Raw genomic sequence first — 14,047 nt, 5'->3', positions numbered from 1 at the left:
GGGTGGTATTGGCAGCGTTGAATAGTTCCCGGGGACTCTCGTACCTCAGTACCGTATTCGACGCAGGTGGGCTTAACTGCCGGGTTCGGAATGAGTCCGGGTGTATCCCCACCGCTATGGCCGCCATTACCACAAGCCAAGGCCCAGATTTGAACTGGGGTGTAGCTGATCTGCAGTCAGCCGCGTGGCCGCTCCGCCACCTTGGCGCTGTGTAATCTGTGGAGTATTAGTATATACTCTGCAGATAGTTAAGGTATTGCATCTGGATTTCGTCTGGGTTCAACAGTAACGGTCTGTAACTGTTCCTGGATTTGGGCGTTAGTACCCGCCGGACTGAACACGTCGTTGCCTTCGTGCGTACATCCCGGGCCTATTAACCGGGTCTTTTACCCGTGCCCTATAACGGAGTCTCTTTTCAGGCTGAGTTTCAAGCTTAGATGCTTTCAGCTTTTATCTCTTGCCGCGTAGCTGCTCGGCGCTGCCCTGTCGGACAACCGATACACCAGAGGCGACGAAAGAAAGTTCCTCTCGTACTATTTCTTTCTTGCCCTCAGACTCCGAACACTCCTGATAGATAGTAACCGACCTGTCTCACGACGGTCTAAACCCAGCTCACGATCCCCTTTAATAGGCGAACAACCTCACCCTTGGCTGCTGCTGCACAGCCAGGATGGAAAGAACCGACATCGAGGTAGCAAGCCGCCGGGTCGATATGTGCTCTTGCCGGCGACGACTCTATTATCCCCGGGGTAGCTTTTCTGTAGTCAATAGCCCTCATCAACAGGGCGTATTGGTTCGTTAGACCCGAGTTTCCTCTCGCCATGACTTGCTTTGCGTCATAGCGTCAGGCCAACGTATGCTCTTGACACTCTTCTGTGAGTTTCTGACTCACATGAGTTGACCTTAGGGCACCCTTGATATTTTTTCGAGGGTGTGGCGCCCCACCCAAACTGCCCACCTACCGATGTCCTCTTCATTGAAGAAGAGTGAGTAGTACAGCAGAGCAAGGATGGTGTCTCATTGTTGACTCCCCGTTCCCCGGAAGGAACGGATCGACATCTCCCATCTACTCTGCGCATGCAATACCGTACTACAACGACAGGCTGCAGTAAAGCTCCACGGGGTCTTCACTTCCCATCAGGAGTCCCTAGCCTCTGCACTAGGATAAAAGGTTCAACGGATTTGTGGTAGGGACAGTAGAACTCTCATTGTTCCATTCATGCAAGTCGCCAATTAAGCGACAAGGTACTACGCTACCTTAAGAGGGTCATAGTTACCCCCGCCGTTTACGGGTCCTTCGTCCGATTGAACTCGGTGTTCAGATACCCGCACTGGGCAGGATTCACAGACTATACGAGTCCTTACGGAGTTGCAGTCTGCTGTGTTGTTATTAGACAGTTGGAGTTCCCTGGTCACTGCGACCTGCCTGATCACCAGGCAGGCACCCCTTCTCCCGAAGTTACGGGGCCATTTTGCCGAGTTCCCTTACCACAATTAGCTCCGATACGCCTTGGTCTTTTCAACCAGGGGCACCTGTGTCGGTTCTCAGTACGGACATACACTCCCTTTTTCACGGGCTCCAGGAGTTGACCATGTTACCTCATCACGTCTTCTGCGGTTTCTCACCATGACGGTACTCCACCGCTTTGAACGCTTGAACGAAACGACAATTTCGCATGGTATATCCCGAAGCGTCAGGGTCTTACGACTACGAATGTATGGTACAGGAATATTAACCTGTTTCCCATTTGACATGCTCGAGTTACGGCACATCTTAGGACCGACTAACCCTCGGCTGACGAACATTGCCGAGGAAACCTAGCCCTTTCGGCGGAACGGATTCTCACCGTTCTATGCTTCTACTACTGCCAGAATTCTCATTTCTGCACGGTCCACAGGACCTTACGCCCCTGCTTCTGTCCATGCAGAACGCCCCTCTACGCGATCACCGGGTTAACCGGTGCGCCGTGGTCTCTGCAGTAGGCTTTAGCCCCGTCCATTTTCTGCGCCCCAAACCTTGACTGGTAAGCTGTTACGCACTTTTTAAAGGGTAGCTGCTTCTAAGCTCACCTTCCAGTTGTCTTCGGCCTGGGACCTCATTCAGTGTTGACACTTAGCCTACATTGGGGGGCATCAACCACGGTCTGGGTTGTCTCCCTTACGGACTACAAGCTTACCCCGTAGTCCGGACTACCCGTCATCTCAGACGTTGGGGAGTTTGGAGTTTGACAGAAGAGCGAGGGATTTCTCCCCCGGGATCCTCAATCAGTGCTCTACCTCACCAACCATCTCCGACGAGGTCATGCTGCGGCATGTTTCGAGGGGAACCAGCTGATTCCCGGTTCGATGAATCTTTCACTCCTATACGCAGGTCACGCGAATGATTTGCATATCAAAACCGCCTGCGGTCCTCCACGCACCTTTCGGCACGCTTCAACCTGCCCACGCATAGATCACCGGGTTTCGGGTCTTACCCTATAGACTCCACGCACGTTGAATACGCCGTTCCATGCATAAATGCTACGAACCTGTTGCTTTCGCTTCGGCTCCCCTTCCGGGTTAACCTCGCCTATAGAATAAACTCTCTGGCCCGTTCTTCAAAACGTACGTTATGACATCGGCAACTGTCGCCCATACTACCGCCTCGCGACGGGTTCTTTCGCGCAGAAGTTCCTTGCATGCCATAACACACTGTCACCGGTTAGTTTCAGGCGCTTTTCACATCCTTTTTAGGGATACTTTTCAGCTTTCGCTCACGCTACTAGTTCGCTATCGGTTTCGAGAAGTATTTAGTTTTGGAGGTTGATGACCCCCGGATTCATGCGAGAATTCCGACCCGCACTACTCAAGACACTCCCAGGAACAGATATCGGTATACGTACGGGTCTTTCACCCTCTCAGGAACACCATTCCAGGTGACTTCCGTTTGAGATATCTGCACCAGACGGGAGGCTTACAACACCACATCTCCCCAAAGGGATTCGGTTTGAACTCCGTCGTTTTCGATCGCCTCTACTCACGACATCTCGGTTGATTTCTTTTCCTGCCCCTACTAAGATGTTTCAATTCGGGGCGTTCCCCATCCTCAACGGATTGATACCGAAGTATCGGGATGTCCTATTCGGGGATCTCCGGATCACAGACTCCATGCATCTTCCCGGAGCATATCGCTGCTTGGCACGCCCTTCATCAGCTCTCGAACCGAGCCATCCACTAACCGGCATATAGACCAGGTTCAGATACTACGTTTTATGTTGAACCCATTTAACGTCCAGATGCAATACCTATACACAGCATCGTCAGGTTTTTTTGCGAAAACCTTCAGCCCTTCCCCGGTGACTCGCATCTCCGGGTGCATTGGAACCCTTCACATCTCTGTTAAACAGATGTGAGGGGAGTGGACCCAAGGGGATTTGAACCCCTGGCCTCGGCGTTGCAAACGCCGCGCTCTTCCAGCTGAGCTATGAGCCCTAATTCCTGTTGATATTGGCAATTGTACGGTTCATTGAACGACCGCTGATGGTTCGAAAAGTGATCATTAGGAGGTGATCCAGCCGCAGATTCCCCTACGGCTACCTTGTTACGACTTAACCCCCCTTGCGGAACCTAGATTCGACAGCAGCATAAACTGCCGCCTCATCCAGACCCCACTCGGGTGGTTTGACGGGCGGTGTGTGCAAGGAGCAGGGACATATTCACCGCGCCATCGTGAGACGCGATTACTACGGATTCCAGCTTCATGCGGGCGAGTTGCAGCCCGCAATCCGAACTACGGGTGGGGTTAGGAGATTACCTTCACCTTTCGGTGTCGAAACCCATTGTCCCATCCATTGTAGCCCGCGTGTAGCCCGGATAATTCGGGGCATGCTGACCTACCGTTGCCCATTCCTTCCTCCCCTTTAGCAGAGGCGGTCCCAACAGTGTCCCCATCAATCCGGAGATTATGCTGGCAACTGTTGGCGTGGGTCTCGCTCGTTGCCTGACTTAACAGGATGCTTCACAGTACGAACTGACGACGGCCATGCACCTCCTCTCAGCTAGTCAAGCAGAGTCTTCAGCCCGGCTATCATTCCGCTGTCGTATCCGGTGAGTTGTCCGGCGTTGAATCCAATTAAACCGCAGGCTCCACCCGTTGTGGTGCTCCCCCGCCAATTCCTTTAAGTTTCAGCCTTGCGACCGTACTTCCCAGGCGGTGCGTTTCACGGTTTCCCTTCGGCACCTCAGCGACTCGTGGTCACTGACACACCTAACGCACATCGTTTACGGCTGGGACTACCCGGGTATCTAATCCGGTTTGCTCCCCCAGCTTTCGTCCCTCACTGTCGAAGCCGTTCTGGTAAGATGCCTTCGCCATCGGTCGTCCCTCGGGGATTACAAGATTTCACTCCTACCCCCGAAGTACGTCTTACCTCTCCCGGTTCCAAGATCGTCAGTTTCCCTGAGACGCCTTTTGGTTGAGCCAAAAGATTTCCCCAGAGACTTAACGACCAAGCTACGAACGCTTTAAGCCCAGTAAAAGTGGCTATCACTCGAGCAGCCGGTATTACCGCGGCGGCTGGCACCGGTCTTGCCCCGCCCTTTCTCCTGGTGTGTGTTAGACACCAGAACAGCCTGCATTGACAGGCACTCAGGGTTTCCTTATCACGATTGCTCGCATTGTAAAGTTTTCGCGCCTGCTGCGCCCCGTAGGGCCTGGATTCATGTCTCAGAATCCATCTCCGGGCTCTTGCTCCCACAACCCGTACCGATCAAAGGCTTGTTGGGCCGTTACCCCAACAACAACCTAATCGGACGCAGACTCATCCTCAGGCGGCGGACCTTTCGGAGACAGAGCATTCCAGCACCCGTCTCCTATGAGGCATTAGCCCCAGTTTCCCGGGATTATTCCTCACCTGAGGGCAGATTATCCACGTGTTACTGAGCAGTATGCCGAGGTCTTTCACCTCTCGACTCGCATGGCTTAGTCAAACCCTGATAGCAATAGCCTCTGGCAGGATCAACCAGAATGTAAATTGTTAAGCACACTTTGTCTTTCGACTGACTGTAACTTTTCGGAATCAGCGGTCATTCAATGAATGTCCGCATTGCCAATACCAACGTCAGAACCAACACCGGCAAATCCGGGTGCGTTGGTCCTCCACTGAAAGAATCTTGGAGTTATCATATTCGCAGTGTTCCTATTTATACACTGCGGATTGCGTCCACAGACAACGGGTTTGACCCCGAATCTGTGTCTCGTTGCAAGCTATAATCATTGTCTCTGAAGAGTTATATAGGTTCTCATTCAGCGGCAACAACCCCCTGCAACCATCCTCTCTGAGGCACGGCAACCTTGATACCGGGCCCCGGGAACTGCTGCCATATCCGAAGCAGCTGTCCCCACACGGGCATGTCACCACCAGACCGGTTTTTCGGCGAGATGGCCGGGTACGCGAATCGTTGGGAGAATTGTTCCCGGATTCGTTGCACCCCGTTGCCCTGCGACCTAATTAGATACGCAGAAGTCCCATTTATACCCTCTCTTTTGATCACCAGAAAACTGGCATTCAGACCGATGCCCGACCCCCGGAATACCACAATAAGGGGAGATAGCTAACGATCATACCAGTCCCGGAGGCGATCGCGCAGAGAATGCCATCACATATTAGCCGGATCGCGCACCCGGCACCAGAAGGCGTACTCATCCCGGATGGGAGCCATAGCACCACGCCGCAGATAAAAAAATAGGATTAAAGAGTATGAAAGAAATAATCTGCTCTGAAGTGATCGATCAAAGAGAGGCAGAAGATACCATGACAAACAGCCAGAAGCAGGGTAAGACACAGGCGATCTCGCTGCATATCGTTACAGAGTGGAAAACAGAGGAGATCGTCGACCTTTATCGTGTCGCCGGATGGTGGGAGAATAACTCCGAAAAGGCGAAGATCCCGGACCTGATACGGGGGAGCCACCGCTTTGTCGTGGCAATCGATGAGATCACCGGTGTTGCGGTCGGCATGGGGAGAACCATCTCAGATGGTGTCTCGGATGCATATATACAGGATGTGGTTGTCCGGAAAGAGTACAGGAGATGCTATATCGGACTCCAGATCGTACAGTTTCTCACTGAACTCTGCGCGGAAGACGGGATATCGTGGGTAGGACTCATATCAGAGCCGGGAACCACCCCATTTTATAAAAAAATCGGTTTCCAACCGATGGAACAATATGTACCGATGATCTACAGAAAGATGATATCAGATGCTCTCCCTGAATGATTTTTCTCCGGTAACACTCGACAATAAAAATATCCTGGAAGATTATTTCCACCAGTATCCACAAGCGCACAGCGATAACACCATCATTACGATGCTCACCTGGAACCACTATGCGCACTACCACTATGCCATCCGGAATAACTCCCTCATCATCATGACGATCGTTGATGGGGAACGGACCTTCAGACCTCCGATCGGAGAAGAGGATGACGCACTCCTCTCAGACCTCCTCTGTCTTGCATATGAGGAGGGAGGGAGCACCCCCTTCCAGATCTGGATGAGACAGGGCGCGACAGGTTTCTCCGCCTCTATCCGGATATCCCCCTCTATGAAGAACCTGACTTTGCAGATTATGTCTACCTCTCAACAGACCTTGCAGGCCTTCCAGGGAGGAAATACCTGACGATCCGCGGCCATCTCAATAAATTCAACAGGACAACGAATTTCACTGTTGAACCGATCCGATCCGGGTTCCTCGGGGAGATCATTGAGTTTCTCGAGGAGTGGTGCGAATGGAAACATTGTGATGAGTATCCGGTCCTTGCCCATGAGAAAGACGCAGTCCTCTATGCCGTGCACCACTATGATGAACTAAACTGTCAGGGCATCCTCATTCGAACCGATCAGGGGATCGGCGCAATTGCGATCTGGGGTCATCTCAACGATGATACCATTGTCGTACATTTCGAAAAAGCACTTCCCGGATATGAGGGGATCTACAAGGCGATCAATATGCAGACAGCAAAAGCCGTCCAGGCAAGGTACAGGTTCATCAACCGTGAGTCCGATATGGGCGAACCGGGCCTCCGTGAGGCAAAAAGGCGATATCACCCCCACCACATGGCACCAGTCTGGTCAGTCCGGAGAGCGGATATGGATGCCAGAAGAGAGCAGTTCTGTAGATAATATCCAGAAAAAACCGGGCAGGATGATGCTCACCCTAACCCTTTGATATCCCTTATGAGGAGAGAGGAGAAGAGACACAATAGGAGATTAAATACCCAATTCCTCTGCCAATTCCTCAAAATCCCTGGATGTAGTTTCTTTTCTCATTCCATTATTAATTTGATCCATCAGGTCGGCATTAGAGAGAATCTCTATTGTCCGTTTCATGGATTCGTATTCATCAAGAGAGATTGTTATCCACTCTGATGAATGCGAATCCATGCACAGTTTGTGGACTCATTGTCTGAGATATTTATCAATGTATGATAATAATGATTTGGTTCACTGCTACACTCGCATCTCTTTGCATAGGCGCGAAAGAAAAAAAATGAGGATTATTTGCTCTCGACTTTTGTCATCTCGACAGTGAAGCCCCGGATCGTCCGGTCCTTCATAATCTCGATGATCTCATGGACCCGGTCTGCCGGAACATCCACGTAGGAGAAACGCTCAAAGATCTCGATTGCACCGATGGATCGTCCGGGAAGCCCGGTCTCACCGGCGATAGCACCGACGATATCTTTTGCCCGGATCTGATTGTCACGGCCGATCGATATCCGTATCCGTGCCATTCCCGGCTCAATTAAACCACCCTCATTCTCATAACTCTTGGTTTCAGTATCCCGGCCACCAAGGTGGATCTTCATAAGGGCAGTTGCGATCTCGATACAGGTGATGCCTTCCTCAAGTGCCTGCTCGATATAGGGGATGTAGCGCTCACCAAGACCAGTCGTATTCACTTCTTTAACCTTCTCGATAAGGAGGCGTGCCTGCGACTCCTCAACATCTGATGTGGATGGAATCGGTATCCTGGTGATCTTCACCTTGGCAAACCGCTGGATCTCCCGGAGTTTGTAGATCTCTTTTGGAGCAACAAAGGAGAATGAAGTCCCCGTCCTTCCTGCACGGGCAGTTCTTCCTATCCTGTGGATATAGTATTCAACATCCTGCGGAACATCATAATTGAAGACACAATCTATCTCGCTGATATCAAGCCCTCGTGCTGCAACATCGGTTGCAACAAGGATATCGATCGATCCCTTCCTGAACTTTGCCATGACACGATCACGCTGGGTCTGTTTCATATCTCCATGGAGCGCATCGGCAAAGTAGCCCCGTGCCTGAAGGCGCGAGGTGACATCATCGACTGCACGCTTTGTGTTGCAGAAGACCATCGCCAGATCCGGGTTATGAATATCGATCAGCTTACAGAGGACATCCAGCTTCTCGCGTTCCTTGACCTCGAGATAACACTGTTCAATCTGGGGAACCGTCATCTCACCGTGAACGACCTTGATGAACTTCGGATCCTTCTGGTATCTCTTCGAGAGGTCAAGGATTGCCGGAGGCATCGTTGCAGAGAAGAGTAGTGTCTGCCTCTTTTCAGGAGTCATCTTGAGAATCCGGGCGATATCATCCCGAAAGCCCATGTCGAGCATCTGATCTGCCTCGTCAAGGACTGCAAACCGGACCTTGTCAAGCGAGAGGGTTTTCCGCTCGAGGTGATCCATAATCCGCCCCGGTGTCCCGATCACAATCTGGGCACCTGCGCGGAGGGCACGGAACTGCCGTTCGATCGGCTGGCCGCCATAGACGGGGACAATAGCGAGCCCCTTTTTGAATTTACCAAAGCGTGAGAACTCTTCTGCAATCTGGATTGCCAACTCACGGGTAGGTGCAAGAACAAGCACCTGGACATCCCGGCTTCCTGCATCGATCATCTCGATGAGAGGAATGCCAAAAGCAGCAGTCTTCCCGGTTCCCGTTTGTGCCTGCCCAGTTATGTCATTTCCTTCAAGAATTGCGGGGATCGCCATCTTCTGGATGGGGGTCGCCTCCTCAAAGCCCATATCCGCTACCGCCTTCAGGAGGTCTTCGGATATTGAAAAATCTGAAAATTTTTGTGATTCAACCATTCTCTAGTATATTGTTCTCTGAGGACTTAGCATCTTGGGTCAACACCATGAGAGACGAAGAGAAAACATTGGGCTTTGAAGAGAGAATTCAATAAAAAAGTGACAGGTGAAACCTGTCTTGTTTTAGTCCCGGTTCTTTATCGGATGGAGCAGGAAGAAAGCAATCACCACTCCAACGAGTGACAACACCACGATGTAGGGGAAGACACCGATATATCCGCCGGTAGATACCCTGATGAAACCGGCAAGCTGGGGGCCTGCGATTGCACCGGCACCATATGCCAGGAAGACAAGACCATAGCACCGCGGATAATCACAGGTGCCGAAGTACTGTGCGGTTGCCGTTGGCGCTATTGCCAGCCACCCGCCGAGACATCCCCAGAGCACACAGAACGCCACAACATAGGTGATCTGAGACGGAATTTGCCAGAGCATCAACGAAGCGGCGGCAATCAGCAGGAACGAGAGAACCGCTGCATTCCTCGGCCTGAGCAGATCGGTAAGCCAGCCAAAGGCAGGCCTGCCACCCCCATTGAAGATCGCAAATACCCCAACAAGCGCAGTTGCAAGTACCGGCGTAATGCCCACAACCTCAACCCCCACCGGCTGGGCGATGGATATTGCCATTAAGCCTGCAAGGCACCCGATGAAGTAGCAGATCCAGAGACCATAGAAGGTCGGTGTCCTGATCATTCTGGAACGGTCACATTCACAGGTTTCTGATGCTGCCGATGCCGGAGGAGTCCAGCCATGCGGTACCCAGCCCGTTTCAGGGAACTTAAGCGGCATCGAGCAGATCAGGATGATGATCAGGAATGCTGCACCGAAGATCCTGAAGGTATCCATAACCCCGACCGCCGGGATGAGGAATCCTGCAATGTTTGCCGATATGAAGGCCGAGAACCCAAACCCAAGCAACGCAAGACCAACAGCAAATCCCCTGCGATCAGGGAACCAGCGGGTGGCAAGGGCGACAGGAACACCATAGGCTATACCAACACCCGCACCACCGATCACCCCGTAGACGAGATAGAGCATCTCCACAGAGGTTGCTGTCGATGCAAGCAGCCAGCCAAGTGCGGTGAGCAGGCCGCCAACGATCGTCGTCTTTCTCGGACCCCACTCATCGATATATCTCCCGGTAAGCGGCATCGCTAATGCGAAGGCGGCCAGGAAGATGGAGAAGGGCATCAGTACTTCGCTGGCAGTAACCGCCTTTCCAAGCTCGCTCGCGAAGTACTCTGTAAGGGGTGTCACAAAGACACTCCAGGCATAGATACTCCCAAGACAGATGTTGATGATCAGGCCGAGCAGTACAAAGATCCAGCGCCCTCTTTCCAGAGGAAGCCCGAATATGTGTGTCTCTTTCATGATGAAACCAGAGTGTACTTCCATAAAGGAGAAAGGGAAGGTTACTCTTCCAGGGTGGAGATATCACCCGGGTCGATTCCCATCTCCTGTGCTTTTAAGACGCGGCGCATGATCTTTCCGCTCCTCGTCTTTGGCAGCGAGGAGACGAATTCGATCTCAGATGGCATTGCGATCGGCCCGATGCTCATCCTCACATGATAGATGAGCTCGTTCTTCAGCTTCTCGCTTGGCTCATACCCAAGCCTGAGGATGACAAATGCCTTGATCGCCTGCCCTTTCATCGCATCGGGTTTGCCGATGACAGCAGATTCTGCGACCGCCTCATGGGAGACGAGGGCGCTCTCAACTTCAGCGGTTCCGATATTGTGCCCTGCAACGATGATGATGTCGTCAGATCGGCCCAGCACCATGATGTAGCCATCCTTATCCTTCACGGCGAGATCGCCTGCAGTATAGAAGGGCTCGATCGTGGACCAGTACTGGCGGTACCGCTCATCATTCTTATGGACCGTCCTCATCATCGCCGGCCAGGGCTCCTTGATGACGAGCAGTCCACCGACATTCGGCGGAGTAGGGTTACCATCCTTGTCAACAACATCAACCTGGACACCGGGGATCGGCCGCCCGGCAAACCCGGGTTTCATCGGCTCACCGACGAGGGTAGTGATCATGTGCATCCCGGTCTCGGTCTGCCACCAGGTATCCAGGACGGGGCAGACAGATTTGCCGATGACACGGTGGTACCACTCAAACGCCTCGGGGTTGAGCGGCTCTCCGACCGATCCGATGATCCTCAGCGAGTCCAGATTTGCCTTGTTCGGCCACTCTTCACCGAACTTCATGAACATCCGGATTGCTGTTGGTGCAGTATAGAAGATCGTTACACCGAACTCTTCGATGATCTTCCACCAGATGCTCGGATCAGGATAATCCGGCACGGTCTCCGTGATCAGGATGGTGGCACCTGCTGCAAGCGGCCCATAGACGATGTAGCTGTGCCCGGTGATCCAGCCCGGATCGGCGGTACACCAGTGGACATCATTGGCTTTTAAGTCGAAGACGTACTTTGTGGTGTAATAGGTCCCGACCATGTATCCGCCGGTTGTGTGGACGATACCTTTGGGCTGGCCGGTTGTACCTGAGGTATAGAGGATGAAGAGCGGATCTTCGGCATCCATAACTTCGGGTTCGCATTCTCTGCCAGCCTCATTCAGGAGCTCATAGTAGTCGATCTCCATCTCGGAGACGAGTTCGACCTGGGGCCTTGTCCGCCTGACGACGACGATCTTCTCGACACTCGGGGCATTGACAACCGCATCCCCGACGATCGATTTCAGGGGGACGTGTTTGCCACGGCGATACCCGACATCGGCGGTGATGACGACCTTTGCCGATGCATCACGGATACGGGTATTCAGGGCTGCTGCTCCGAAGCCGCCATAGACGATACTATGAACTGCACCGATCCGGGCACAGGCGAGCATCGCAACGATATGCTCAGGGATGAGGGGCATGTAGATACAGACAGTGTCGCCTTTTTTGATGCCCAGGTTCTTCAGGGCATTTGCACACCGCTGCACCTCCCGGTGGAGCTGGCGGTAGGTGAATATCCTCTCCTGCTCCTCTTCCTCTCCACGCCAGATCAACGCAACCTTGTTTCTGAGTTCGCTGTTGACATGCCGATCAAGGCAGTTGAATGTGATATTCGTCTTCGCATTGACAAACCATTTTGCATAGGGGTGTTTCCACTCCAAAACGGCATCCCATGGCTTGAACCAGCTCAGTTCTTTTGCAATTCCATCCCAGAAGCCATCGGGATCTTTCAGATAGCGATTGTACGCCGTCTCCCAGTCCCCGATATTCGAATTCTCCCTGTAGGAGGGATCGGGCTTATAGGTCTTAGCTTCGAGTTTTACATCGAAAGATTCGGACATAATCTTCTCCTCCATGCAGAATTATGCATGGAACCACAGAACCCGAAGGCCCTTATGCAGTGCTTTACATACACAAATTGGATCGCACCATAGATAAATCTTATATTTGCTGAACACCTATGCACTGCATAAGCAGAGAGATGCCAGCACAGGAGATTATGGAAAATGACAGGGCAATCCGGGGAAATGATCCAGATCAAGGAGTTATTGAAGAGAAATCCACGCGGGATGAGCATAACAGAGATCTCTTCTGCACTGCATCTCCACAGAAACACTGCCGCCAAATACCTTGACACGCTCAAACTCAGAGGTGATGTCGACAGAAAAGAGATCGGGACTGCACGGAATTACTTTCTCGTACAGAGAATTCCGGTCTCTTCCCTGCTCGCATACTGGCCAGCCCCGTTGATCATCTGCGATCTTCGCCTGAATACAGTGATGGTGACAGAGGGGATACTCTCCCTCCTTGGGTGCTCACTGGATGTGATGTATGGCGTTTTAATCGATGAGATCCCGATCTCATTGTTTAAAGATCCCCGGATACGGGAGATCTGCTATAATGCCGTCTGTGGGGAGACAGAGACGCATACGTTCAGGGCAACCATACGAAAGAAGGAGATGCTCCTTCGGATCCAGGGGATTCCGGTCGTCTTTGATACGGGACGGGATGGAGCGGCACTCGCCTTCTTTGATGAAACAGAACACCAGTCCACATCAAGGGAACTTGATCTGCTGAAACAGCAGTATACAGCTCTCAAGACAGGACAGAGAGAATATATCGCCCATCTGGACAACAAGCTCCGTATCACCTACATCAATGCACCATTCGCAGACCGTATCCAGAGGAGCGAAAAGCAGGCAGAAGGAATACCCTTTACCACACTCTTCCCGGCACAGATCCTCCATGAGATAGAGCATCTCCTTTCGGAGATGACAATTACCAATCAATCAGCTTCAGCTGATCTGATGATGATCCGAAACGATGGAACCGTCGGCCGCGAACAATGGGATCTCCGGGCCATCTTTGACGAGCAGGGAGGGATCGCCGCATACCATGCAACAGGCAGGGACATCACCGAGCTCTACCGGTGCAGGGAGCAGCTTGAGCAGTACCACAAGAATTTTGAGGAGCTCATCGAGGACAGAACCCGATCACTTCAGGAGGCAAACAGGATGCTTATGGCAACAATTCGGGAGAAAGAGGAGCTTGAACGGGAACTGCTCTTCATCCAGTTTGCCTTCGATCATGCCTCGGATTCGATCCTTATCCTCAATGAGGAGGGTCGGATCATCAAGGCAAACCAGACTGCATCCACCCTTCTTGGCTACACCACTGAAGAACTCCAGGCACTTCATGTCGAAACCATCAACCCATCAATCACGAGGAGCATCTGGAAGGAGATGTGGGCAGATGGATATCCGGGGAAAAGGATGCGGACCCGTTCCATCCACCGGATGCGGAACGGCAGGATCCTGCATGTCGATGTCTCGCGAACCTTTGTCCGGTTCCTTGATCAGATGTACTTCTGTTCTATTGCCCGGCCGCTTGAGGAGAAGGACGGGAATGGGGATCTGACGATGCCATCAGATTCATAAAGCCATGGGATGACACTAACTGGAAAAA

Annotated in this window: 8 protein-coding genes, 2 tRNA genes and 3 rRNA genes; 4 read left to right on the top strand and 9 right to left on the bottom strand. The window is 52.2% G+C overall.

Annotated elements, in window-relative coordinates:
• Positions 1–6: 6 nt before the first annotated feature.
• The 5 genes from rrf to ACZ44I_RS05065 all read right to left on the bottom strand — a co-directional run bounded on the left by rrf (position 7) and on the right by ACZ44I_RS05065 (position 5,007).
• Positions 7–128, bottom strand: a 5S ribosomal RNA gene (gene rrf, locus ACZ44I_RS05085).
• 6 nt (positions 129–134) lie between these two features.
• Positions 135–206 (bottom strand) — tRNA-Cys (locus ACZ44I_RS05080).
• A gap of 94 nt (positions 207–300) precedes the next feature.
• Positions 301–3,238 (bottom strand): 23S ribosomal RNA (locus tag ACZ44I_RS05075).
• 160 nt (positions 3,239–3,398) lie between these two features.
• A tRNA-Ala gene (locus ACZ44I_RS05070) sits at positions 3,399–3,471 on the bottom strand.
• A 69-nt stretch (positions 3,472–3,540) separates the two neighbouring features.
• Positions 3,541–5,007: ribosomal RNA gene (locus ACZ44I_RS05065) — 16S ribosomal RNA — on the bottom strand.
• Together the 16S, 23S and 5S rRNA genes with 2 tRNA genes alongside form the textbook arrangement of a ribosomal RNA operon.
• Positions 5,008–5,738: 731 nt before the next feature.
• Here ACZ44I_RS05065 and ACZ44I_RS05060 point away from each other — a divergent pair.
• The 3 genes from ACZ44I_RS05060 to ACZ44I_RS05050 are packed head-to-tail and all read left to right on the top strand — an operon-like array spanning position 5,739 to position 7,163.
• Entirely contained in the window at positions 5,739–6,257 is a 519-nt protein-coding gene (locus tag ACZ44I_RS05060; RefSeq protein ID WP_464548164.1) for a GNAT family N-acetyltransferase, read from the top strand.
• A complete protein-coding gene (locus ACZ44I_RS05055) occupies positions 6,241–6,660 on the top strand; it encodes a hypothetical protein (protein WP_464548166.1) in 420 nt (139 codons plus the stop codon). The genes ACZ44I_RS05060 and ACZ44I_RS05055 overlap by 17 nt, the downstream gene beginning before the upstream one ends.
• Complete coding sequence (locus ACZ44I_RS05050) at positions 6,576–7,163, top strand: DUF2156 domain-containing protein (protein WP_464551653.1); 588 nt, start codon at positions 6,576–6,578, stop codon at positions 7,161–7,163. Before ACZ44I_RS05055 ends, ACZ44I_RS05050 begins: the two co-directional genes overlap by 85 nt.
• Before the next feature lie 87 nt (positions 7,164–7,250).
• Here ACZ44I_RS05050 and ACZ44I_RS05045 read toward each other — a convergent pair whose 3' ends face one another.
• The 4 genes from ACZ44I_RS05045 to acs form a co-directional block, all read right to left on the bottom strand.
• Positions 7,251–7,424: a hypothetical protein gene (locus ACZ44I_RS05045; RefSeq protein WP_464548168.1), complete on the bottom strand. Its 174-nt coding sequence runs from the start codon at positions 7,422–7,424 to the stop codon at positions 7,251–7,253.
• Between the two features lie 113 nt (positions 7,425–7,537).
• Positions 7,538–9,118, bottom strand: coding sequence for a DEAD/DEAH box helicase (locus ACZ44I_RS05040; protein ID WP_464548170.1), 1,581 nt, complete (start codon positions 9,116–9,118; stop codon positions 7,538–7,540).
• Between the two features lie 123 nt (positions 9,119–9,241).
• Positions 9,242–10,489: an L-lactate MFS transporter gene (locus ACZ44I_RS05035; protein ID WP_464548172.1), complete on the bottom strand. Its 1,248-nt coding sequence runs from the start codon at positions 10,487–10,489 to the stop codon at positions 9,242–9,244.
• 41 nt (positions 10,490–10,530) lie between these two features.
• Entirely contained in the window at positions 10,531–12,423 is a 1,893-nt protein-coding gene (gene acs / locus ACZ44I_RS05030; protein WP_464548173.1) for an acetate--CoA ligase, read from the bottom strand.
• 165 nt (positions 12,424–12,588) lie between these two features.
• Between acs and ACZ44I_RS05025 the strand changes: the two genes are divergently transcribed.
• Positions 12,589–14,019: a PAS domain-containing protein gene (locus ACZ44I_RS05025; RefSeq protein WP_464548175.1), complete on the top strand. Its 1,431-nt coding sequence runs from the start codon at positions 12,589–12,591 to the stop codon at positions 14,017–14,019.
• The last annotated feature ends 28 nt before the right edge of the window (positions 14,020–14,047 follow it).

The sequence above is a fragment of the Methanocalculus pumilus genome (assembly GCF_055382585.1).
Note: the sequence above shows the minus strand (reverse complement) of the source record. Positions and strands in the feature narration are given on the sequence as shown.